Origin of the sequence: Acidianus ambivalens (assembly GCF_009729015.1) — an archaeon.
Lineage (GTDB): Archaea > Thermoproteota > Thermoprotei_A > Sulfolobales > Sulfolobaceae > Acidianus > Acidianus ambivalens.
Genome location: NZ_CP045482.1, coordinates 2,151,820 through 2,175,095 on the forward strand (window position 1 = coordinate 2,151,820; position 23,276 = coordinate 2,175,095).

29 protein-coding genes are annotated in these 23,276 nt (G+C 31.8%); 17 read left to right on the plus strand and 12 right to left on the minus strand.

Annotation, left to right across the window (positions count from 1 at the left end; translation table 11 throughout):
- Together D1866_RS12455 and D1866_RS12460 are read left to right on the plus strand one after the other, a co-directional pair.
- Complete coding sequence (locus D1866_RS12455) at positions 1-633, plus strand: amidohydrolase family protein (RefSeq protein WP_155861190.1); 633 nt, start codon at positions 1-3, stop codon at positions 631-633.
- Between the two features lie 11 nt (positions 634-644).
- Positions 645-1,022: a RidA family protein gene (locus tag D1866_RS12460; RefSeq protein ID WP_152940285.1), complete on the plus strand. Its 378-nt coding sequence runs from the start codon at positions 645-647 to the stop codon at positions 1,020-1,022.
- Here D1866_RS12460 and D1866_RS12465 read toward each other — a convergent pair.
- Positions 1,019-1,201: a hypothetical protein gene (locus D1866_RS12465; protein WP_152940287.1), complete on the minus strand. Its 183-nt coding sequence runs from the start codon at positions 1,199-1,201 to the stop codon at positions 1,019-1,021. The genes D1866_RS12460 and D1866_RS12465 overlap by 4 nt on opposite strands.
- A gap of 76 nt (positions 1,202-1,277) precedes the next feature.
- Positions 1,278-1,997, minus strand: a complete 720-nt coding sequence (locus D1866_RS12470) for a CBS domain-containing protein (RefSeq protein ID WP_155861191.1) — start codon at positions 1,995-1,997, stop codon at positions 1,278-1,280.
- A 155-nt stretch (positions 1,998-2,152) separates the two neighbouring features.
- On the opposite strand from D1866_RS12470, the gene D1866_RS12475 reads away from it, so the two are divergent.
- From D1866_RS12475 to D1866_RS12495, 5 genes are all read left to right on the plus strand, one after another.
- The gene (locus tag D1866_RS12475; protein WP_152940289.1) at positions 2,153-2,824 is read left to right on the plus strand and encodes a DsbA family oxidoreductase; all 672 of its coding nucleotides are present in this window, start codon (positions 2,153-2,155) and stop codon (positions 2,822-2,824) included.
- 13 nt (positions 2,825-2,837) lie between these two features.
- Positions 2,838-3,221 (plus strand): CBS domain-containing protein, encoded by a 384-nt coding sequence (locus tag D1866_RS12480; protein WP_152940291.1) that lies wholly within the window; start codon positions 2,838-2,840, stop codon positions 3,219-3,221.
- Between the two features lie 113 nt (positions 3,222-3,334).
- On the plus strand, positions 3,335-3,904 hold the full coding sequence (locus tag D1866_RS12485; protein WP_152940293.1) for a hypothetical protein: 570 nt from the start codon (positions 3,335-3,337) through the stop codon (positions 3,902-3,904).
- A gap of 31 nt (positions 3,905-3,935) precedes the next feature.
- Positions 3,936-5,774, plus strand: a complete 1,839-nt coding sequence (locus D1866_RS12490; protein WP_196773440.1) for an AMP-binding protein — start codon at positions 3,936-3,938, stop codon at positions 5,772-5,774.
- The gene (locus tag D1866_RS12495; protein ID WP_152940295.1) at positions 5,764-6,522 is read left to right on the plus strand and encodes a CoA transferase subunit A; all 759 of its coding nucleotides are present in this window, start codon (positions 5,764-5,766) and stop codon (positions 6,520-6,522) included. The genes D1866_RS12490 and D1866_RS12495 overlap by 11 nt, the downstream gene beginning before the upstream one ends.
- Here D1866_RS12495 and D1866_RS12500 read toward each other — a convergent pair.
- Positions 6,500-7,216: a CoA-transferase subunit beta gene (locus D1866_RS12500; RefSeq protein ID WP_152940297.1), complete on the minus strand. Its 717-nt coding sequence runs from the start codon at positions 7,214-7,216 to the stop codon at positions 6,500-6,502. The two genes, D1866_RS12495 and D1866_RS12500, sit on opposite strands and share 23 nt — an antisense overlap.
- A 41-nt stretch (positions 7,217-7,257) precedes the next feature.
- On the opposite strand from D1866_RS12500, the gene D1866_RS12505 reads away from it, so the two are divergent.
- Entirely contained in the window at positions 7,258-7,572 is a 315-nt protein-coding gene (locus tag D1866_RS12505) for a hypothetical protein (protein WP_152940299.1), read from the plus strand.
- On the opposite strand, the gene trm10 is transcribed toward D1866_RS12505, so the two are convergent.
- Positions 7,554-8,432 (minus strand): tRNA (adenine(9)-N1)-methyltransferase Trm10, encoded by an 879-nt coding sequence (gene trm10, locus D1866_RS12510; RefSeq protein ID WP_152940301.1) that lies wholly within the window; start codon positions 8,430-8,432, stop codon positions 7,554-7,556. The two genes, D1866_RS12505 and trm10, sit on opposite strands and share 19 nt — an antisense overlap.
- Positions 8,429-9,499: a VWA domain-containing protein gene (locus tag D1866_RS12515; protein ID WP_152940303.1), complete on the minus strand. Its 1,071-nt coding sequence runs from the start codon at positions 9,497-9,499 to the stop codon at positions 8,429-8,431. Before D1866_RS12515 ends, trm10 begins: the two co-directional genes overlap by 4 nt.
- A 66-nt stretch (positions 9,500-9,565) precedes the next feature.
- Between D1866_RS12515 and D1866_RS12520 the strand changes: the two genes are divergently transcribed.
- The 3 genes from D1866_RS12520 to D1866_RS12530 are packed head-to-tail and all read left to right on the plus strand — an operon-like array spanning position 9,566 to position 12,208.
- On the plus strand, positions 9,566-10,252 hold the full coding sequence (locus tag D1866_RS12520; RefSeq protein WP_152940305.1) for an FHA domain-containing protein: 687 nt from the start codon (positions 9,566-9,568) through the stop codon (positions 10,250-10,252).
- Positions 10,252-11,052: a metallophosphoesterase gene (locus D1866_RS12525; RefSeq protein ID WP_152940307.1), complete on the plus strand. Its 801-nt coding sequence runs from the start codon at positions 10,252-10,254 to the stop codon at positions 11,050-11,052. The genes D1866_RS12520 and D1866_RS12525 overlap by 1 nt, the downstream gene beginning before the upstream one ends.
- A gap of 10 nt (positions 11,053-11,062) precedes the next feature.
- Positions 11,063-12,208, plus strand: coding sequence for a VWA domain-containing protein (locus D1866_RS12530; protein ID WP_152940309.1), 1,146 nt, complete (start codon positions 11,063-11,065; stop codon positions 12,206-12,208).
- On the opposite strand, the gene D1866_RS12535 is transcribed toward D1866_RS12530, so the two are convergent.
- Positions 12,173-12,733 carry a hypothetical protein gene (locus tag D1866_RS12535; protein ID WP_152940311.1) on the minus strand — a complete coding sequence of 187 codons (561 nt, stop codon included), beginning with the start codon at positions 12,731-12,733 and terminating at the stop codon, positions 12,173-12,175. The genes D1866_RS12530 and D1866_RS12535 overlap by 36 nt on opposite strands.
- 414 nt (positions 12,734-13,147) lie before the next feature.
- Between D1866_RS12535 and D1866_RS12540 the strand changes: the two genes are divergently transcribed.
- A complete protein-coding gene (locus D1866_RS12540; protein ID WP_013775730.1) occupies positions 13,148-13,309 on the plus strand; it encodes an AbrB/MazE/SpoVT family DNA-binding domain-containing protein in 162 nt (53 codons plus the stop codon).
- Here D1866_RS12540 and D1866_RS12545 read toward each other — a convergent pair.
- Positions 13,293-14,531, minus strand: a complete 1,239-nt coding sequence (locus D1866_RS12545) for a ribonuclease FAU-1 family protein (RefSeq protein WP_152940313.1) — start codon at positions 14,529-14,531, stop codon at positions 13,293-13,295. The two genes, D1866_RS12540 and D1866_RS12545, sit on opposite strands and share 17 nt — an antisense overlap.
- The gene (acnA, locus tag D1866_RS12550; protein WP_155861192.1) at positions 14,521-16,962 is read right to left on the minus strand and encodes an aconitate hydratase AcnA; all 2,442 of its coding nucleotides are present in this window, start codon (positions 16,960-16,962) and stop codon (positions 14,521-14,523) included. The genes D1866_RS12545 and acnA overlap by 11 nt, the downstream gene beginning before the upstream one ends.
- 36 nt (positions 16,963-16,998) lie before the next feature.
- Here acnA and D1866_RS12555 point away from each other — a divergent pair, with 36 nt between their 5' ends.
- The gene (locus D1866_RS12555) at positions 16,999-17,634 is read left to right on the plus strand and encodes a hypothetical protein (protein ID WP_152940315.1); all 636 of its coding nucleotides are present in this window, start codon (positions 16,999-17,001) and stop codon (positions 17,632-17,634) included.
- Positions 17,635-17,671: 37 nt separating this feature from the next.
- Entirely contained in the window at positions 17,672-18,133 is a 462-nt protein-coding gene (locus D1866_RS12560) for a DUF2258 domain-containing protein (RefSeq protein WP_152940317.1), read from the plus strand.
- A 13-nt stretch (positions 18,134-18,146) separates the two neighbouring features.
- Here D1866_RS12560 and D1866_RS12565 read toward each other — a convergent pair whose 3' ends face one another.
- Both D1866_RS12565 and lrs14 read right to left on the minus strand, forming a co-directional pair.
- On the minus strand, positions 18,147-18,434 hold the full coding sequence (locus D1866_RS12565; protein ID WP_013775735.1) for a hypothetical protein: 288 nt from the start codon (positions 18,432-18,434) through the stop codon (positions 18,147-18,149).
- 103 nt (positions 18,435-18,537) lie between these two features.
- Entirely contained in the window at positions 18,538-18,921 is a 384-nt protein-coding gene (lrs14, locus tag D1866_RS12570) for an Lrs14 family HTH-type transcriptional regulator (RefSeq protein WP_152940319.1), read from the minus strand.
- A 266-nt stretch (positions 18,922-19,187) separates the two neighbouring features.
- Between lrs14 and D1866_RS12575 the strand changes: the two genes are divergently transcribed.
- Both D1866_RS12575 and D1866_RS12580 read left to right on the plus strand, forming a co-directional pair.
- Complete coding sequence (locus D1866_RS12575) at positions 19,188-19,505, plus strand: transcriptional regulator (RefSeq protein WP_152940321.1); 318 nt, start codon at positions 19,188-19,190, stop codon at positions 19,503-19,505.
- Between the two features lie 32 nt (positions 19,506-19,537).
- Entirely contained in the window at positions 19,538-20,122 is a 585-nt protein-coding gene (locus tag D1866_RS12580) for an FAD-dependent oxidoreductase (protein ID WP_152940323.1), read from the plus strand.
- A gap of 130 nt (positions 20,123-20,252) precedes the next feature.
- On the opposite strand, the gene D1866_RS12585 is transcribed toward D1866_RS12580, so the two are convergent.
- On the minus strand, positions 20,253-21,467 hold the full coding sequence (locus D1866_RS12585; RefSeq protein WP_152940325.1) for a hypothetical protein: 1,215 nt from the start codon (positions 21,465-21,467) through the stop codon (positions 20,253-20,255).
- Between the two features lie 130 nt (positions 21,468-21,597).
- On the opposite strand from D1866_RS12585, the gene D1866_RS12590 reads away from it, so the two are divergent.
- Entirely contained in the window at positions 21,598-22,362 is a 765-nt protein-coding gene (locus D1866_RS12590) for a hypothetical protein (RefSeq protein ID WP_152940327.1), read from the plus strand.
- Here D1866_RS12590 and D1866_RS12595 read toward each other — a convergent pair.
- On the minus strand, positions 22,348-23,271 hold the full coding sequence (locus D1866_RS12595) for a mechanosensitive ion channel family protein (RefSeq protein WP_152940329.1): 924 nt from the start codon (positions 23,269-23,271) through the stop codon (positions 22,348-22,350). The two genes, D1866_RS12590 and D1866_RS12595, sit on opposite strands and share 15 nt — an antisense overlap.
- Between the last annotated feature and the right edge of the window lie 5 nt (positions 23,272-23,276).

A 23,276-nucleotide genomic window follows, 5' to 3' on the forward strand; every position in this document is an offset into this window, starting at 1 on the left:
GTGAGAATAGACGTTCACCAACATTTAGGAATTAAATGGGTTAATGCAAAGGAAATTTCAGAATATTTTGACATTATTTTACTAAATCCTGCATATAAATACTCTTGTCAGTGCTGTGTGGACGGATTCTATCAGCAATATCTTTGGCTAAAGAATAAAAATGAAAATAGAGAGAAATACCGATTACTTGGTATATATAATCCAAAGTGTAGAGTTCCTTTAGAAGTAGAATTAGGTAGGCAATACGAGAAAGGAATAGTGGGCATAGTATTAACGCCAGAAAAACATGGATACAAAATCCAAGATATTGACAAGGTTCTAGAATTCGCCGAGGACCATAAAATGCCAATATTTATAAAGACCACACAAGATCTAACTCAAAAAATACAAGAATTTACTCATTTAACTTTTGTAATATTAGGCTCTTATTATCCCATGGAAGAAATGCTCTATAATTTGCTTAAATATAATAATGTGTTTTTTGAAACCTCTGGTGTTCCAGAGAGTTTCTTAAATAGAATACCTACGGATAGGTTGATATATGGCAGTGGTTATCCTTATTTACCTTTTAAGAATGTGCACTTAATCGATGTGATATCTGAAAATGCGTTAAAAATAATTAGTATACATTGATATCATATTCGATGAAAGAAATAATCTATACTGAAAAGGCTCCAAAACCTATAGGTCCATATTCTCAAGCAGTAAAAATAGGTAATTTAATATTTGTATCTGGGCAAATTCCCTTAGATCCTAAGTCAAATAATGTTGTTAATGGAGGAATAAAAGAGCAGACTGCTCAAGTTTTAGAGAATATTAAAGCAATATTAGAAGCAGCTGGTTCAGGGTTAGATAAGGTTTTAATGAGCTTTGTTTATCTAAAAAACATGAACGATTTTCAAGGTTTTAACGAAGTATACTCCATGTATTTTAAAGATAATCCTCCAGCAAGAGTTACAGTAGAAGTATCAAAACTACCTAAAGACGTTCTAATAGAAATAGCAGTTGTAGCAGGCATTTAAGAAAAAACTTTTTTCAATAGCTTTTCTACATGTGGACAATTTAGGTCTAATAGATCGTGGTTTCCATGTTCTATGCAAGACGCTGCTATTGGTTTTCCTTCTAGCAATACTACCGATGCTTCATCGTCTTCAACTATCGTATATGCTAGCCCCTCAAAGATTTTTCTGTAGTCTTCCATTTCTTCTCACTTATTCCATAATGATGTATTTTTTCACTTATAAGCTTTTCTTCTTCTTTCATAGATTAGTAAAAAATTAAATAGATAAGACTGCGAGAATTTCTCTCTCACTAAGGCTACCTAATATTTCCTTTGAATTAGTCACTGGTAAGAAGCCTATGTTCTTTTCAGCCATTAATATTCTTGCAGTCTCAATTTTATCGTCTGGATACACTTTAAAAACGTTATTAGACATAAATCCAGAAACTTCTGTTTTTGTTAGATCTTTCTTTGCTAAAAGTGCCTTTCCTATATCTTTCGTGGATATAACTCCGCAAGGTAAATTATCGCAAGCCACTATAGCGTGTCTAACATATTTTTGTTTCATAAATTCTACTACTTCTGCCAACGTAGTATCTGTTGAAATTATTAGTGGATTTTTGTTCATAATATCTTGCACGAACGAGTTTATGTCTGCCTTACAATATCTTATTAAATCTCTTTCAGTTATTATTCCTTCTATGTTATCTCCGTTACCTACTACTAAGGATCCTATTCCTTTTGCAGTTACTATTCTGCAAGCTTCTTTTAAATCAGAATTTTTATCTATAAATTGCAAATCAGAAGTCATAATTTTATCTACAGTATCGTCGATTTTTTTCCAATTATATACAATATCTCTTATAGTAATTATTCCATTAGATTCGACCACAAGTCTTCTTATATTATTTCTAATCATTATATTTAATGCATCATATATTTTTGTATCTTTAGTTACTTTTATTACATCAGGAGACATAACATCTTTAACCAACACAATTATTCACCTCTTCTAATCTTTCATTTTTACTATAATTTATATTATTATAATCCAGCTGAAAAAGCTTTATTTCAAAGGTTTTAATGAGAACTAATAATTGCCGTTAATGTTTAAGGTAATGTTAAAAACTACTATTTTTAATCTTACATAAAATGATAGAGATAAAATTCTTCCATGACGTGCTATGCCCTTACTGCTTTATTGCGACTAGGAGATTAATGAACGTAGTGAAGGACTATAAAGATCAAGTTATTGTTAGGCATAAATCTTTTATGATGATATCTTCCCTTGAAGACCTAAAAGACATTGCACCAACAATAGAAGAAGCTAGGGAGTTATTTAAAAACGAATTTTCTATTCTAAAAAAATATATTCCAGATTATGATCCTGAAAAAGTAATAAATAAAGGTAAAATAGGCTATATTTGGTCTCTTCCACCTCAGATGGCATGCAAGGCAGCAGAATTCCAAAAAGGGGACGAAGGTCACTGGGAATATTATAAAAGAGCGCAAGAGAAATTATTCTTTGAAGGAGAAGACATAACTTCAGACGATGTACTAATAGAAATTGCTAAAGAAGTTGGACTATACGTTGAAAGGTTCAAAGAAGACTTCAAGTCAAAGAAGGCAAAATTAGCAGTAATACAAGATGAAGAAGAGGCACATGCAATGGGAATACATGGAGTACCGGCAGTTTTAATTAATGATAAATGGTTGATTAGAGGAGTTCAAACTGAAGATTATTATAGGCAAGTAATTGAAGACTTGTTAAAGAACGGCGGAGAACCTAAGACCGTTAACCTAAAAGCTTATTGGGAACAATAAAGAATATTCTCTTATGAGAACTGTAAAAGACTATATGACTACTCCAGTTTTTCAAGTAGAAGCAAATACTAGTCTACAAGAAGTTTGTAAACTAATGCTAGAAAGAGGTATAGGTTCTGTTTTAGTTACAGAAAATGGAGTACCTAAAGGAATATTTACCGATAGAGATGCGGTAAAAGCTATAGCTTCAGGTTTTTCTCCGTCTGATGAAGTCAGAGTTGCTGCTACTATGGGTAATTTAATAATAGTAGATCTTAATACAGATATAGTAGAGGCTGTGAGTATAATGACTAAAAATAAGATTAGACATTTGCCGGTTAAAGACTCAGAAGGGAATATTGTAGGCATATTATCTATTGTAGATGCTTCAAAGGCTATTCAAGACATTTATAAGTAGTATTTTATTTATTATTAATATTTTTATTATATATCAAAGAAATTCCGTTTAATAAATTAAGTGTGAATTCTGAACTTGGAAAAATATTTATTTTCATTCACATATATGCTATTATGAAAGTTGGGTTGCTAGAAGACTTTAAGGGCAATACGACAGCATTATGGAACGCAGAAAATCTTGTTGTTATTAATGGAAAAGAAGAAGAAATTAGCTTAGCTTACGGTCGAATATCAAATTTTATGGATTTAGATATTTTAATAGGAAAAAATTTTTTAGATGGAGAAATAAATTTTCTTAGCCAAGTTTACGGCATAATAATAGACGGTTCTAATATCGTTAAAAGGATTAATATTGAAAATTTTAATGCTGAACTAACTCTGGGCAACATTGCTATTTCTTCGGCTAGAATATTTGATGATTTTGTAACATTCTTCTTTCCTTTTCCAATCCGCGATTGTAGTATAAGTTATTCAATAATTTACGAAGTTTTAGATTATGACATTATGAGAGAACTTCATAGAATTACCAAACTCGGAGGTAAAGTCAGAATTATAATTAGGGACAAATTACACGGAGGCTTAAGCGTAGATGATATAATGAAGTTTATAATAAAATTCGATGTAGAGAAAATAAGTTGGAAAGACGGATTTTGGGTAATCGATTTAATAAAGAAAAGACGGTAAGGCTTATTTTTAGTTTGATAAGAACAATTTTATGAATCCGATTTATACTAAGATGAGAGAAATTCATGAGTACTCTTTAAGGTATCCAGAAAAATTTTGGGATTCAGTAGCCAGAGAGTTATTTTGGTATAAACTTTATGAGAAAGTAGTTGAATCTCATCATCCGTATTATTATTGGTTTAAAGGCGGTAAAATTAATATAACGTATAATATTCTAGATATAAGAAAAAACAGTAACAAAATTGCATTATATTGGGAAAGTGAAAATGGAGAAAAGGTGTCTTTAAGTTATAAGCAGCTCTATAATTTAGTATCCTCATTTGCCGGTGCATTAACTCAACTTGGTTTAAAGAAAGGCGACGTAGTTACTATTTACATGCCAATGATTCCAGAGGCAATGGTATCAATGTTAGCTTGTGCAAGAATAGGAGTTATACATAATGTTGTCTTTGCAGGTTTTGGAGAGAGGGCATTAAGAGAAAGAATAGAAATAGCCGGTTCTAAAGCAATTATTACTGCCGACGTTGGATATAGAAGAGGTAAGGAAATTTCTTATTTAGATGTTATCGAAAACGCTACTAAAGACCTTAACTTGATTAAAATTACAGTACCTAGAAGTGGTAAGGTAGTTGGTCACAACTTTTATGACCTATTAGATGCAAAGAAAGTTGATGCTGTACCCATGGACTCTCAAGATCCTCTCTTTATATTATTTACTTCTGGAACTACTGGCAAACCAAAAGGTGTCGTACATTCTGTGGGTCCATATACTGTTTGGGCTTATTATCACGTTAAATGGCTATTAAATTTTGACGATACTTCAACTTTCTTTTCAACTTCAGATATCGGCTGGATTAACGGTCACTCATATAGCACTTATGGAACATTACTTAATAATGGCACATTATTATGGTATGAGGGAGTTCCAGATTATCCAGATCCTCAAGTGTGGTGGAGATTAATAGAAGACTATGCAGTCACCGACATTTGGACTGCACCAACTGCAATAAGATTACTGATGAAATATGGTAGTAAAATAGATCATGATATTTCTTCGCTAAGAATGATAGTCAGTGCTGGTGAGATTCTTGGCGAAGAAGCTTGGAAATGGTTAGTAGAACTAACTTCAAGTAAAGTTTACGTTATAGAGACGTGGGGGCAGACAGAGAATAGCGGTTTCATAACTTCTCCTGGAGGATTTTATATTGGTGGAATATATTATAAAAAAGGGTCGGTAGGATATCCTTTACCTGGAATAGACATAGCTATTTATGATGATAATGGAAAAGAATTACCTCCAAATACCAAAGGAAATATCGTAATAAAATCTTCTGCTCCAGCATTTATGAGTTCCTTATGGCATGACGATGAAAGATATAGGAAATACTACGAGAAATTCGGCGTATATTTAACTGGCGATTATGGCTACATGGACGATGAGGGATATCTGTGTATTCTTGGTAGAATAGACGACGTGATAAAAGTTGCAGGACATAGATTAAGTCCTGCGGAAATAGAAAATATTGTTCTCTCAAATGAGGAAATAGCAGATGCTGCAGTAGTAGGTAAAAAGGACGAAATTAAAGGAAATGTGCTAGTAGTCTTTGCTTCATTAAAGCAAGGCTTCTTACCTTCAGAAGAGCTTAAGAATAAAATAATGAGCGAAATTAAGAAAAATTATGGAGGTATAGCTGTAATTGATGATATTATATTTGTTGACAAATTACCTAAGACAAGGACTGGTAAGATTATGAGAAGAGTTTTAAGAGCTCTAATTAACAACGAGGAATTAGGGGACTTATCAACCCTAGAAGAAAGAGAAGCTATAGAAGATTTAAGAAAAAGATTGGGTGAAAAGATTGGAAAATAAGGTAACTGACATTAAGACTGCACTCGATTTAATAAGAGAAGGAGATACAATAACAATTAGTGGAATGTCAATTCATAGGAATCCCATGGGATTTATTTTTGAGTTAGTAAAATCTGGCATAAGAAATCTAAATTTCGTAGATAGAGAACCTGGATTAGGTTTAGAAGTTCTTTTACAAAATAACGTATTGAAGAAAGTTAGGATAGCCATGGCAACTTTAGAATGGTTTGGAATGTTACCTAGCTTTAGAAGGAAAGCAGAAAGCAGAGAAATAGAAATTTTGGAGGACACTTGTGGGGCTTTTATCGCAGGGATAAGGGCAGGAGCTTTTGGTGTTCCTTTTATGCCGGTTAAGGGAATAATTGGCTCAGATTTAATCAAACTTCATGAAAAAGAAGGTACATGGAAAATTGTTGATGATCCCTTTTCTGGAGAAAAAATAGTTCTAGTAAAAGCAATAACGCCAGACGTTGCAATAATACACGTAAATAAGGCCGATCCAGAAGGTAACGCAGAAATTGAAGGTCCAGTATATGAGGATGAATATAAAGCTAGAGCTTCTAAAAAGGTAATAATAACTGCAGAAGAGCTAGTTGATAAAAGCTATTTCTATAAGAAAAGACCTAATATTTACGCCGAACACGTAACTGCCGTTGTGCATATGCCAAGAGGTGCAGAACCTACTAGCGTGTTTCCTTTATATGACGCAGATTATGAGAAAATACTTAATATTCTAGGGATGACCTAAGATCGTCTGGATCTAACTTTGTAATAAAGTTCTTTTCTTCCTCATTAACGTCTATAACTCCTTGGATTGCATTATAAACTTGGAAAGCAGTGTTTTCAACTATCTTTGCAAAATTACTCCATGGATATACGTATTTTACGTACCATTTTTTATCTTCTCTAGAATATTCTAAAACTCCAAGATCAGTAACTACGATAACTTTATTCGTAGAAAACTTAGCACTACCTGTAACAAAATCTACTCTCTTTACTAAAGTAGATTTACTATGTTTTAAATTCCATAGTATAGCCTTTTTAACGAGCGGTAATATATAAGCTGTTGCAGCCCCACCGGGTAATCTAACTTTAGGTTTAGAGTAATCTCCTATTACAGATAAGTTAACATTAGTTTCCTCATCTATTTGAGCGGGACCTAGAAACATCACATCTAATTTTCCTTTTTGAGCCAAATCAAATGATTCAACCGTAGGTAAGATTGGAGTTTCATTAACATAAAACGGATTACCAGTAGAAGGAGTTATTTTTATTTCTGACGGGTTATCCGCCTCTGCTACGCCTAAGATTCTTATCGTCTTGCCGTAAAAATCTCTTGCCATAAACGCACCTAATATTGCTGGAATAGAATTCAACCCGACATAAACTTTTTCTCCGTTATCTAAGCTTAATGCAATAGCCTTTATAACATGATCAATCATGTAACATAATTCCTAAATACTCGAAAATTAAGTTTACTTCTATGTCTGTGTATAAGTTTGGCAATTACTATATAGCAGGTATTTCTCACGTAGTAAAAGGGTACTTTCAAGACGTAGTACTTATATATAAAGATGGAAACGACTGGAAGGTTATTAGTGCAGAAAGATTTAGGAGTAACGATTCTACATTAAATAAAATAGTAAGCCAAGTTAAATTTGCAGTTCATGAGGATGATTTGAAAAAAGCTGTAGAAGAGTTGAGAAAAGCTGGAATAAAGCTAGAGGAAGTTAATAATATACCATTTCCTAGAAAATTATTAGAAGGAAAGAAGAAAATTCAAGAAGAATTCGATTGAATTCCTAACCTTCTGAGTACTTTTTCACTTGGTTTTAACCATTGTATAGCTTCTTCTAAATTTCCTTTTTGTTTTTCAACCAGTAAACGGTTGAATTTATCTGCATTTGATTGTAAATCTAATATCGCGCTCTCTAATTTTTCTCCATAATATACACGAAGTATAATCTCGATAATTTTGTTTATCCTATCTGGAACTCCCACTGTAGACCCCCTCAATGTTATTTTCACATGAGGGAAATCGTATTTTGCAATTTTAGCCATTTCATATGTGGCATACTTCCATCCAGATCTATCTATTATTCCACCGATTATGAAGGTTTGAGTACTTCTAATTAATTCTTCTGTTGCCTCTATTTCGCCATAGGGATTAAGTATTATTGTTTTACCTTCTGGTGTAACGTTAAATCTTACTTTATTTAAAATTGAAAGCGAAAATCCTTGTGGGAAATTGTTTATTGATAAATTATAATCCCATAAATATTTTCTTATTGAGTTAATAGAACACAGGATTTGAACAATTAGCCTATTTCTTTCCTCTTCCGAGTGTCTATTCCATAATGATAAATCTATAATAAAGATCGGGAATTTAGGGAAGTCTATAATTATATCTCTCTTACCGTCTTTAGCTATCTCATAATTAACTTTCTCGGATCCTTTTCCAGAAAAAATTTTAATTTCATCTTCCTCTGCTTTAAGTTTTCCAAGTATTTCAGTTTCTTTTAATTTAAAGTTCTTTATAAGGATATTTAATGCAATATCTTGTAAGTACGAATTCCCCCTTCTCTTTACTTTATTAACATAAATTTCATTTATACCATTTTTCTTTAAAAAATATGAGAGACTTTTAGCAAGTATCATGATCTCATTTTTTTAGTTACTTCAGATAAATCAGATTTAGAATGACCAGTTAATTTTTGAGTTTCTTCTATTAATGCTTGATTTCCAGTTTGCTGTGCAGTTTGCATGAGTTCTGACATTAGTCTAGTAGTATCTTTGCCTTTAGCTAATGTATCAGCGTATTCCTTTAATAGCCTATAATATTTAATTTCCGCGAGGACATTAGAATTAATGGTTGATCTTACGACATTATCTTCTGCTCTTTGTAAGGTTATAGTTACGGGTAATACTTTAGATTGAGAATCAACAGGGTCAGTATAGTTGGCTGTGAAAGTAAGATTAACCGGCAAATTACCTGGATCAATTATCATTGTACCGTAAACTGCTACTAGTCTATCCACTATTGGTATAAAAATTGGTAGATCGTAATTAAACGGAGTAAAGCCCTGAGGGGTATTAAGAGTCAAATTTAGTGCATATGTATCAGTAGTTTTTTGTTCTTCTAAGATATCTGGTAACTGTGAAATATCGTCTATATGGTAAAATACCCCAGCAGATTTATCTGAAATTCTCTTAAGTATAACCTCATTGTAATCTTTGCCAATTCCTATGGAAATAAATGTCAAATTGGGGGGAATCTGTAGAGCTTCATAATCACGAACATCTGTTTTATCTTTAGGCTTTCCATCTGTTAGAAGTATTGCCTTTGTTGGTACTCCGTCGTTGGCTATTTCTATTATTTTCCTTATTGTCTCATGCAACCTAGTTGTTCCTCCAAATTCTTTTGGTATATAAACAATATTTCCTCCCTGGCCGTTATATATAATTTTTGGATGATTAGAAAATAAAATTATTATAACATTGTTAGTACTCGGTATGCTGGCAAGTAAGGATTGGGCAGAGTTTATAGCTGTATCAAATTTGTTATGATCTTTCATTGATGGGCTATTATCTACTGCAATAATATATCTAATATTAGCATTACTTGTATATTTTTCTGGTACAATATAAATTACTATACCAACCTCGGTTTTGTCATTTTTGTTGATATATGCATGTGAGATTTTAATTTTTAATGAAATTGTCAATTTAATAAAACCCGATATTACCTTGTGCAGGAGTGCTTATTAATGTTTTTGTATAAATAAATAAGTATGACGTGGAAATGTCCTATTTGTGGATATGAAAACTCTGACGATGCTCTTTTTTGTATGCAGTGCGGAGCTAAGAAACCAGAAAACGTTAAAGCAGAACCTCCTGCAGTACAACAAGAAGCTAATCAACAGCCTCCCATAAGTGCCCAGCCATCAGCTGAACCACAAGCACAAGAGCAGTCTAGTCAACCAGTAGTTGCAACAGAGCAACCTAATCAGCAATTAACTTCAGGAGGCCAATCGTCGGTTCAAACTAGCGTTGAACAACCTATAGAACAATCAGTTCAGCAACCATCTCAAACTCCTCCTCAATCTGTTTCAGTAGGTAGTGCAACTCAGCAGACATTGCAAACTCCTGCAGGTAAATATTATCTTATTTTCATAGCTACTCCAGTCTCCGCATTAAATAAGTCTAAATTGCCTTTAGAATTTGACGTTTTTGAAAGTATATCTATAGGAAGAAGTCCAGAGAACGTTATAGTAATTCCTGACCCAGAAATTTCTAGGAGGCATGCAATAATTTCTTTAGAAGGAGGAAAACTATACATAGAAGATTTGAATAGTACTAATGGGACTTATTTGTATGACGGTAAGCTATTTCAGCCTGTTAAGGGTAAGCAAGAACTTGCCCCTGGAAGTATAATCAAATTAGGCAGTAATACAATGTTGAAGATTGTGATTGAATAATGGCATTGAGCGAAAGTGAAATAAATGAGATACTAAAAATAATTAATGAGGCTCATGATTTTTTTATAACTGAACCTCTTTTACTTGAATTACCAGAAAAAGATAGCGTAGCATTTATCGGGGACACTCACGGAGCTTTAGATGTAACGGAAAAAGTTTTTAGAGAATTATATGATAAAGTTGATGTACTTATATTTTTAGGGGATTATGTAGATAGAGGTTCACAGGGAATAGAGAATTTAACATTAATTTTAAGAAAAATGCTAGAAAATCCAAAAAAGGTGATAGTATTAAGAGGAAATCATGAGAGCCCGCTAACTAACGAATTTTATGGTTTTAAAGAAGAGGTATTGGAAAAAATGGGAGATTATTACGAAGATTTTGTTAATATGTTCTCCGTCATGCCCTATGCTGCTACTATAAATGGATATTTCTGCGTACATGGCGGAATAGCACGGAAATTAGAAGATATAAAGCAAATAAATTCCTTAAGAAGACCTGATGTTAATCCAGATGATGAGATAGCTTTTGAAATGTTATGGAACGATCCTAGGGAAGAACTAGAAGGCTTTGTACCTAATATTAGAGGAGAAGGAACGTATTTTTATGGAAAAGATGTGACTTTGAAGTTCCTTGAAAGAAATAACTTAAAAGGAATAATAAGAGGACATGAAGCTGTTAATGCATTTAGATTCGAGATGGATAACAGAGTAATTACAGTATTTTCCAGTAGATATCACGGTTTAGGTGCAGGAGCCCTAGTACTTAATAGGGGAACTTTCTGTAAAGTATTACTGTAGGTGGAATAAGATGACGCTATCTTTGAGAGTAGATGTTAGTCATAAATACTCTTTTGAAAATGAGGTGAGAATGATATTCAAGATACTTTTAGTCCCTGAAAAAATATCTATTGCTACAGGGTTTCATTATATAATATTACTTGATACTAGCGGATCTATGGAAGGCTTAAAAATAGAGAAAGCTAAAAATGGAGCAATTGAGTTATTTAAAAAAATACCACAAGGAAATAAAGTCACATTTATAAAATTTGCTACTAATGTAGATATTGTAAAGGAATTTTCAGATCCATTAGACCTTACTAGTGAAATTCAGTACATTACTTCTGGAGGTCAGACTTCGTTATTTACTGCTCTATTAACAGCATTTAAAATTGCTGCTAAATATAATATGCCCGCTTATATTCTTTTACTTACTGATGGTAATCCTACTGACGTTACTGACGTAAGAACCTATGAGAAAATGAATATTCCACAAAGTGTTCAGATAATTTCTTTCGGAATAGGAGATGATTATAATGAAGAACTTTTAAAAATTTTAAGTGATAGAACAGGCTCTACGTTCTATCATATAGAGGAGGCATCAGAGATTCCAGAAAAGTTGCCTAGAGCCGCAAAAACAAAAATAGCAGGCAAAAATATAGTAGTTGATATAGTTGCAGAATCTCCTGTCAAACTATTAAATTATCCTTCGTTACCTGTTAAAATAAACGCAGCTGAAGGAGTAATTAAGATACTAGGAGAGACGATAATACCTCCAAAATACTCTGGAAATTTCATGACTATTAAGGTTAATTATGAAGATCCTGCAAAAAATGCTCAAGATGCCTTAATGCATATAATAACTTTAAAACCTGCACAAGATCAACAAACATTCGTTTCTGGCATAAATAAAGATGTTATAATGGAATATGAATATTATTCAACATTACAGAAATATTCGGAGGACGTTAATGCAGGAAATTTGGTGGAGGCAACTAGAACATTAAAGAAAATGGAGGAATTGGCACAACAGACTAGAAGGCTGGAACTTATTGAAACTACTAAAAGATTATCAGCGGATCTTGAGACTACTAAAAGGATAGGCTCTACAGAACAGACTAAAAGGCTTTCTAAGGAAGTATCAAGTGAAGTTACTAGAAAGTTGAGAGGAGAATAATGCATAATCTATATCTAGGATTTTTGATTCTGTATTTACCTTATTTGATACATTTCTAATTTCTGCAGGAATAGAAGATATATTAATTCCCCAATTTGATAAATAATTGAAAATTTCATTGTAAAGTTCTTCTTTATTTTTAGCTATAATTGGTATATCATGTAAGATTAATATTTTTTCTAATTCCTTTTTAAATCCAAAAAAGATAAGATCAGTTGTGAGTGCGCCTAATTTTTTTATTAATTTAGCGTTTATACCAAGTATTATTTTCTTGCACTCTTTAAGTGAAGAAAGTCTTCCATCAGTCTTAGAGCTTATTGTAAATTTGTATCCTATTTGAATTTTATTTCCTCGTAGTAGATGATCTTTTATTACAATTAATTCTCTGATAACATTAAAATTAGAGTTAAGTGACACAATTTCTGGGAATTCTTCTGCTAAAAAAGGCACAAATACTCTCTTAGTTATAATATAATTAACCTCTGGAGTAAGAAGAGAATCAACATTATGTCCAAACAATTTCATGTGTAATACTTTATCTTTGTAGAATAAATATCTTGTATTTAACTGTACTTAAATCTGTATATAATAGATTGATAGATAAAAAAGTGTTTATAAAAATTCAATTAAATAGTTCAGAAACTATGTAACTAAAATATAAGTTAGCGATAATGATTAAACGACTACATGATTTATAGTTATAAATTAGGTCGATAAAATAAAAAGTATTCATAACTAGTCTACAATTAATGAGGTTAATAAATGTCAAATATCATAATACAAGGTTATTTCTTATCTTCATTATCATTTTTTATCATATATAATATATAAAATTCTATGATTTTACGCTAATTCTACTGTGTAACTATCATCTTAATGATTGAAATCATGACAAAATTTTAATACCTAATAAATACGTATTTAGTAAGGGGAAGAAAATTGGCAACAGAAGATATAGTAAAGGTTAGCAGAAATTATCAAGTAACTATTCCAGCAAGGATTAGGCAAAAATTCCAAGTAAAAGAAGGAGATCTAGTAAAAGTTGTTTACGATGAGAAGGAAAATGCTGTAAAGATAATACCTGCTAATAAGCAGTCATAATATACTCAATTTCTTTCTTAATTCTTTCTAACATTTTATAAGATAGATATTTTTTGTTTTCTTCTAGTTTTTCTTTGTCTATAATATTTTTTTCTCCATTCTTGATTATTATATCGACTTCTAAATCTATATATCTAATTTTTCCATCTAGAAGTTCTGGAGGAGTTGAAATATTAATGTATTTTCCTTTTAGCGTACCATCTTTACTATAGTAATTATGTACTTCATGCCATTTTCTTGAATCTATTTCCATGATATCGTAATCTCCTTCTTCCTTTCTTATTCCTAATCCATCATAATATCCATTTCCAGAAATTTCTCTTCTAAGTAACAGAAAATATCCGTTATCTGAAACTCTTTTCTCAATTACCTTCCCCGGTTTTAGAAATATTCTCCTGCCATTAATTTTTATGTGCTCTATCTCCATATAGTCTTTGATTAATGACTCTAGTATTTGAGTTACATTATCTTTACCGCTTTCTGCAATATCAACTTCTCTCGATCTTGATAATTTAAGCATATGATGAAAATTAATTGTTGGAACTACAAGGCTTCTTATTTTATCCAATTCTAGTTTATCCTCAAGAGACAAGTTTATCAAATAGAAATCGCAACCTTGCTTTGAAAAATCATCATTTTCATATTTAAATATTAAATTTTCTAGATCTTTCTCTAAAAGGCAATTTTTCTCAAATTGTGCATTACTTCTCCACTTAACATTATACCCTTTTTTATTATATTTAATACTTATATTAAGTAATCTTTTTCTTTCTTCAGGAACTATATGCTCAGAAAAGAAAGTTTTTCCTTCTCCTCTCCATACCATTGCGAATTTACTTACTGCTTTAGGAGGCGAAAGTATTATTTTCCTACCATCAGTGGGAGGTTTAATTACAATACCTTTCTCTAAGCATGGTTCTACATCATAACTCTGATACTTACAATTTTGTGTTTCTATTAGAGAATAAAGTTTAACTGGAGATTTCCAAACAATCGAATATGGAAAGATTTCTTTCAAGTAATTTTCAAAGTTATCAGCGATTCCAATTACAATTAGCGAACCTTTATCCTCTCCGTCTTTAAACGTAATATCTGCAGGCTCTCTTATAATTTCTTGCATAAATCTTTCTGCAATTTGAGGACTTTGTTGTACTATTTCAAAGTTTTTAGATAGCATATATGTTAATGCGGTGGCGTATATTCCTCTTATCCTAATTTTCATCCTTTATCATCTTTTCTAAAACATATTTTAGAATACCTCCAGATTTTAGATATTCAATTTCAGTTTTAGTATTTGCTCTTAAAACACCAGACGTTTCCACTTTTCTCTCATTATTTTCAAATATTATTTTAACTCTACTTCCCGGATTCAAATCAGTAAATTCTATTGAAACTAACTCGTCTCCTTTTATTCCCAATTTTCTCCAATCCTCTATTTCTATTGGTAAAACTCCCATTGCGACTAAATTACTTCTATGTATCCTTTCAAAGCTCTCTGCTAATACCGCTTTAATGCCTAATAAAGCAGTAACTTTGGCTGCCCAATCTCTAGAGCTTCCGCTGCCATATTGCTTACCTGCAACTATGACAAGTGGGATTCCTTCTTTTTTGTACTCCATTGCAATTTCATATACTGTACCTTCTCTTTTATCTGGGAAGTGTATAGTATATCCTCCTTCTTTATTTACAAGGTAATTCTTAAGTTTCGGATTTGAAAATCCTCCTCTGATCATTACCTCGTGATTGCCTCTCCTAGCACCAAAAGTATTTAACTCCTTTACTCCAAGTGACAGAAGATATTTTCCTGCGTCGCTATCTGGAGATATAGGTCCTGCGGGTGAAATGTGATCAGTGGTTATTTTATCTCCTAATAGTAAAAGTATTCTAGCTTTTTTAATTTCTAATTTTCCGTCTTCCTCTTTGAACCAAGGAGGCTCAACGATATACGTAGATTTAGGCCAATCGTAAATTGGAGAAGGAGTTACGGATAATTTTTCCCAGTTTTCGTCTCCTTTAAATATTGTGGAATATTGCGAAATATAGTATTCTGGGTTCATAGCTAGGTTCATATAAGAATTTATTTCCTCTAATGTAGGCCATATGTCTCTTAAGTATACAGGCTTACCGTTGGGGTCAAAAGCTATAGGCTCTTCATAGTTTATGTCAATCCTACCTGCTATAGCAAAAGCTACAACGAGAATTGGTGATGCGAGGAACGTACCTTTAAGCAGTGGATTTATTCTTCCTTCAAAATTTCTATTACCGCTAATTACAGCATAGGCCTCAATCCCGTAAGTCTTTATATCATTTTCAACTTCTTTGATTAAAGGTCCTGCATTACCTATGCACGTTGTACATCCAAAACCTACTACGTGAAATCCTAGGGCTTCTAAATAAGGTAAGAGTCCTGCATCTTTTAGGTATTTTACAACTACTGGCGAGCCTGGAGCTAAACTGGTCTTCACATAAGGCTTGCTTCTTAACCCTAGTTCCACAGCCTTCTTGGCTAATATCCCTGCCCCTAGCATTACTGTCGGATTTGAAGTATTGGTACAACTAGTTATTGCAGCTAAGACTACATCTCCATCCTGGATTATATTTCCTTTTTTCTTTCTTTCTATTTTTAAGGAACCAAATTTAATTCTCTCATCAGGATTTTTTGGCCCAGCCATTGATGGTTCTATTTCACTTAAATTTACCTCTACAACATCAGAATATTTAATTTCCTCTCTTTCATTATAAAATATTCCTAGTTCCATTGCAATTTTCTTTACTTTATCTCCATCACGTCCAGTTAAATTAAGATATTTAACAGTTTGTTCATCTATAGGAAAATATCCTACAGTGGCCCCATATTCTGGAGCCATATTCGCTATAGTAGCCCTATCTTGAATTGTAAGTTTTGAGAGAGAACTGCCAAAAAATTCCACATATTTTCCTACAACTCCTTTTTTCCTTAACAGTTCTGTTATATATAGTACAACATCTGTGGGCGTAACTCCTTCTCTTATTTCTCCTTCAAGTTTTACTCCTATAACTTCTGGGACTATAGAATGATAAGGCTCTCCTAGCATTACCGCTTCGGCCTCTAATCCTCCAACACCCCAACCTAAAATGCCTAAACCTCCTATCATTGTTGTGTGAGAGTCTGTTCCTATGACTATTTCCGGTTCATTATTATCGTTAATTACTTTACTTAAGTATTCTAAGTTTATTTGATGTATAATACCTTTACCTGGAGGGATAATTCTAAGATTCTTAAAGGATCGTTGTGCCCATTTTAAGAATTTATATCTCTCTTCGTTTCTTTCAAATTCTTTTTTCATATTAAGAGTTAATGAGTAAGACGTACCATAATAATCAACTTGGATTGAATGGTCTATAACTAAATCGCTTTGAATAATTGGATTAACCTTTTCTGGATTTAATCCTCTTCTAGCCAACTCAGATCTCATTTCTGCAAGATCTACCAATAACGGAACTCCAGTATAATCTTGCATTATAACCCTAGTAGGCATAAAGGAAATTTCATTTCCAACTTTCCAATTTATTATAGCATCTAGGTCATCTTGAGTTATTTTTTCTCCATCAATATGCTTAGAAACGTTTATTGCTAAAACTCTTAAAGAGTAAGGAAGATTCTTTAGATCCACGAGAATTTAATACTTTATAAGATATTAAGGTTTAGCATGGAGGCTAACCTTGTTTCATTATGCAAGAAATGTAAGGCTTTAGGATATTTTGGATCTTATGTGAGAAAAGAAGATTACGTGGAAGGAGTATCTGATATAAATATATTTGCAATTTCTGACGATAAGTCTTTACTCTTAGAACTTGGTAGTTACAACGGAATTTCTCCTATCGTAATTTCAGAAGAAAAATTTAGAGAAATATGCGAAAGTGGCGATATTATTTGCTATTATATACTTTATGACTCCAAATTAATCTGTGGAGAATTACCAAAGGTTGAATTCGCAATAAATGATAATACTTGCGAAAGGCTGAAGATGTCTTCCTCGTCTTTTATTAAGTTAAGTTTTGAGGCTTTCAAAAGAAATGATGAAATAGGTACGTTAGAAAACGCATATAGGGCAATAAGAAGCCTTATCCAATATATTTCTTGTTCTTCTTTAAGGAAGATACCCATTTCCAACTCAGAAATTAAAGAAACTTGTATAAAATTAAATTTGAATTTTTGCAAGGAATTTGATAACTTAATCTTACTACGTAATATGAAAAGTCCTTTAACTCCATGGGCTCTAAATAGAATATATAATATAATTAACTCTCAAATTAAAATGGATTTTTCCTCGACTCCTATTTAGAGAAAAATTAAATAATATGTATGCAAAATAATTACATATGTCAGAGGCTCAAAGAGATATTGAAAGAGCAGAGGAATACGAGGAAACAACGCCAAGAACTTCTGTCTTAGGTGAGAACAGATTTGAATTATCTACTGGACTAATAATTGCAGCTAGATATGCAGATAAGTTAAGGAGAGTAGCCTTAGTGGCGTTAAGTAAGATGGTTCCTAAAGATATTATAATAAGGGATGTATCCGAATTTAATAAGAATTTATACGATAAAATAGTAAATCAAATGAAAATTGATAAATTAGATGTAATAAAAATAGTTGTATCTGTTAGTTACGACAAATCTCAAAATAAATTAATTTTTGAGGATACTAAAATTATAAGATATTACACAGAGGAGGAATGCAAAAAGCAGTATGAGTCAGTAATTCAAGAGAATGAAAAACTAAAAAAGGAAATAGGCGAAATAAGGAAAAAATTATCTGACTTACTTGGTTCAGTTCAATAATATTCTTTTTCTTTTACCCTTTAATTAAACCTATCACTAGGCCTATAATAAAAGCAATAGAATTGTATGGAAGTAATCTAATATAAGACGAAACTTCACTTTCAGCTTTTGAAGCCTGCTGGCCTAATGTTATCAAGCCATGCTCTACTGTGCTAGGAGATATGACGCCTATTGCGATAAGAATAATTATAATTGCAAGAATTATTATGCCTATTTGAAATATTTTCTTTATTAGTATTCCTACTAATAAGCCAAGAACAAACGCTATAACTAACGATAGTACATCTGTTGTAGAGATCATTCAACTAAAAATGTCTATAAAAGATCTATTAAGGTTTTTGCCACAAAACTCTAATAATAATAAAACTTATGACTTAATAAACAATAACTTTCTTCATAAAAATTTATTGTGCTTCAGCCATTACTGGTAAGTGTTCTTTTAGGTTTTCTTTTACTTTACTAACTAGTGCTTCTAGATCTTCTGCAATTTTCTTATATAGATACTCATTATCTACCCAATATACATAGCCTGGTCTTCCTTTCTTTTTATCTTCTTCAATTTTATCTCTCATTATTAATCCTTTATAGATTAAATTATTTATAGACTTACTAATTGATGCTTTAGTTACTTTTAATGTTTCAGCTAATTCGTCTGTTGATATCTTTCCTTTTTTAGACATTATTACGTGTAGTACTTCTACATCACTCTTGGATAGGCCGTATAAGAACGCCATTACTTCGTGTATGTCGACTTCTCTTCCATCGGGGAATTTTATCCTTTCTGCCATTTTTCCTCTAATCTAATTATACTGTATTCTAAATTTAAAAAAAGTATGTTTATTAAAATAAGCAAAAATATACGTTTAGGTAAATATGTATACATAAATGAACATATATTCACATAAATATATACAACTTAGATACATGAGCGTAAACCGTGTTAATTAGAACATAATAATAGATTGTTTGGAAAAGAAATAATTAACTCTGTTAATTAACTCCTCCCTAAGTTATATTATATTTAATATTTATTCCATTAAGATAACATTCATTCATGAAATGGCAAACTGAATGTGAAAAAGCTTACTCTCTTGTTGTCCCGTATTTAAGAACTATACTTATTAAAAAATTAATAGATAGGGGAGTTCCGATAAGAAGAGCTTCCAAGATTGTAGGATTATCTATAACGTCTTATGAGAAGCACATAAAGGATGATAAAATTAAGAAAATATTAATGAATGAAGATATAAATGATATGCTTGATGCGCTTGCCAGCAGGCTTTATTCTGGAGACAAGATAGAACCTACCACTTTTTGCCTTGTGTGCTCTGCAACAAGGAAAATCTTTGATTTATCTCCTTGTATTTTCTAAGCTTTTTATTTTAGTTCACTCAAAAAATAGCTATGACAAAAATTCTGAGTAAATCCAAAATAGGGAATAAGTTAGTTGTAAAATTCGATACTAAGTTGCAATTTAACCCAGGAAATACTATTGACGTCATTATCGATAATGATAGGCGTACATTTTCAATAGCAAGTGCATCATGGGAAAATTTTATAATGATAACTACAAATATTAGAAATTCCCCATTTAAACAAAAATTATTGATGCTAAAAGAAGGAGACGAGGTAAAAATAGAAGGCCCGTACCAAGATGAATTTGTCATAAAAGACTCTCCTAAACATGTATTTGTAACTAAGGGTATTGGAATAACTCCAGTTAGATCTATGGCTCTATACTTGCTTAAAAATTCTCAAAATGTTATTATATATTATCAACCGGACGAGGATGGAGTAATTTTATTTAAAGAAGATCTTGGCAATATAATGAAAATAGAACAGATAAGCGATAAAATATTTAAGGAAAATCAAGATGCTATGTTTTACATAAGTGGAGAACCAGAATTTACTAAAATTGCTACTAAAATTGCAGTTGATAACGGAATAAAACCTGGTAAGATAGTTGTAGAGCCATTTAGTGGATATTAAGTAAATCAGACCACTGTTTTATTTCATTGTTCAAAACTCGGCAAAGTCATCATCATGATTACTATCAAATGCTGTGATATTTAAATCAGACGCTGGCGTATTCGTCATTAATCAGTAGCATGATCAATCATCATATGAAAAAAGCGTTTAGCCATCCTCTTCTCCTAAGAGTATTAAATATTTCTTTTCTCAAATTAACCTTATCTTTAAGTGGGCAATCATTACATTCTCTAATATCTTCTCCTTTTATGGAATAATACCAGAAAGAGATTGGATCTACTATGCTTATCTGATTATTAACATTCTGTAAAGCAAAAGGCATGTCAGTCATCATGGAATGAATTTCTATAACATCTTTTAATAAGCTTCTTGCATCGCTCTTAGATATTGCTAAATTAAGGAAATTAGAGAATAACTTATCATAATTCGAAAAATCTAAAATCCCATTTCTGGCAGATTGTGAGAAGGACGCAAATAGATACTCATTAATTTCCAATTTTCCAGAATTATGAAAATCTACTAGGCTAATCCCTCCTATTCTCAGTATTTTCTCATCTTTTTTTACAAATAAGCCAGCATAAAGTCTCCCTTTATTTAAACTGCTTAAATCGAAAAATTCTAATTCCTCAGTTCTTAGTCCTCCTTTATACGTTGATAAAAAGAATTTCCCTACTCTTTTATTAGCACTTCTACCTTCAAATTCTCCCTTTCCTTTATCACCATTATCTATAAAAGCAGCAGTAAAGAACGTTATATTATCTAGGGTAGTTAGCGGATTTCCATTATGCGGGTCTAACTTATTTGTGAATAATACTAAATAAAGTAATTTTAAATCTGGGCTAGCCGGTTCTATTTTTCCGTTCACTATACTTACGTTATTAACCATGAAATCAAAGTAGCTCGTTGCACCTATTTCTGGAACATAAGCTATAAGCTTTCCTTGATTAGATAGTAAAGGCACTACATAGAAAGGTTCTGAAACCTTCCTTAATTCGCTTATAATATCAGGCAAGTTATCTTTTTTCTCTCTGGGCTTTCTCTCCTCTCTCTTAGGAATACAATTTGTAAATAATGCTACATCAGAAATTTTTACGTCAGTAATTTCCTTACCTATATATTCCTCTACTTCGTCTATAAAATCTAGTACCGCTCTATGAAAAGTTGTTTTATCAAATGTTTTTTTAATTGTCTTTACTTCTCCATCTTGCGTACATATATACGCAGTGAAAGAATACTCGTCGTTTTTAGTTAGCAGAATAGGAATATTATCTTCAGTAGTTAAAGCTGCTATGGATCCGTTCTCGGCATGTTCAAGTAAGTAGCTTATCATGTCATAAGCTTTCATGGAATCCAATTATCTAAAAGATAAAATTAAGCCTTTTCTCATTTTCATTTTTGTCATGCTGATGTTTTTAATAAGGTGAAACAGTATTTACAATGATAAGTTTATATTTATCAAACTAAAAGTAGTTTATATGCAATATACCGAAGAAGTAACAGTTCCTATTGGTAAAACGTGGATTAATACAGTAATGTCTAATCCATATTACGTTTCAGGAATCTTAGGTCATGTTACTCTTCTAAAAGTTTATGATAAAGTTAAAAACGATTATTTCCCTCCATCTGACGTAAAAGAAGCTGATAATAAATTCTTATCAGCTTTGGTCTTACAAGACGAGAAAGGTAAAGTTATTGTATATCAAGGAGAATTTACAGGCCCAAATGTTCTGCCTAATTATATAGAATATTATCTTAAAACTAATGACGAGAAAATTGAGATTAAACTAAACTTTCAACTTCAAGAAAGAACAGATGGAACAAAAATTAATATAGGATGTGAATTTATTCAAAGAAAAGGATTCTTTGACTTTTTCTCTAAAAACTATGGTAAGTTTGACGAGCATCTAGTTAAAGGTCACATCATTCCATTTCTCAACTCTTCCTTAACTAAATTTACTGTAATGAGAAAAATCTATGATGAAACGCTAGAACTTAACAAAGCGTTAATAAAATTAAGGGAATTACCTAAAACTTCTGGAGTTATAATGATTAAGAGTAATTCATTAGATTTTACTGGATATTTTAATGATAATGGGATTATTGGATCAGAATTAAAGTATAATGACAAATTGTATAATAATGCAGAAGCTTTAGCGGAATTAATTAAAGTTAGAAACGAAAAGGTTAAAATGGTAATTTATGAATTACCTATTCACGATATTAGATTAACTTTTAGCTAATTGTTTTTGCCCGTTGCCTATCTGTAATTCTTTAATAGTTTTCATAGTAATTCTAAGCACTTGATCTCTAATAGGTTCTTCAAATATTGATTTAGCTAAGGTATCTATTCCTAAAATATATGTAGTAAATGTGGTTTCTAATACTTTTATATCTACCTCAAGAACTCCCTCAATTTTTTCTATTCTAGGCTTTAATTCTTTAATTACCGTCTCCGGATCTAAATCCTTTGGCACTTCATATTTTGACCTTATTTTTCTTACCTCCTCCGAATTATGTATAAATATTGCGGCTTGTACCATAATGCTATTTGGTATTTTTACTGGCACTTTATCATCAGTATAGATTGTAGTATAAAGTAGTGAGATGTCAGTTACTACTCCAGTATAGCCTGGGATAAGAAAATCGTTAGAGAAGAACTTAGGAGGATATGTTGGAGCTATTAATCCATATTGCCAGGTTGATATTGTTATCCTATCTCCAACCTTGTAAGGCCTTGAAAAAAGTAACATTATTCCTCCAAAGATGTTAGATAAAACTGTTTGAGAAGCTAAGCCTAAAACTAGTCCAGCAAACCCTCCTGCGGCTAATGCTGCACCTATACTTACATGAACTAATAGGAAGAATCCAATGAATGCTATAATGTAACCCAACAATCTAGTTATAAAAGCCACACTAGTAGCATTGCTTGCTCCAATGAAATTTCCTAATCTTTTTTTAACTATCTCAGAAATTAGGTATGCTACTAGTACAGCTCCTACGAACCATATTGTTGCATAGAAGTAAAGCGTATAATCTGCTGGAATCACTTTTAAATTAGCTAATGTAAATATAGCAAGACCTACAACTACAGCTGAAATTATAACTGTTAATACTAATCCTATTAATTGTCTCTCGCTAAATCGGCTCATATTAT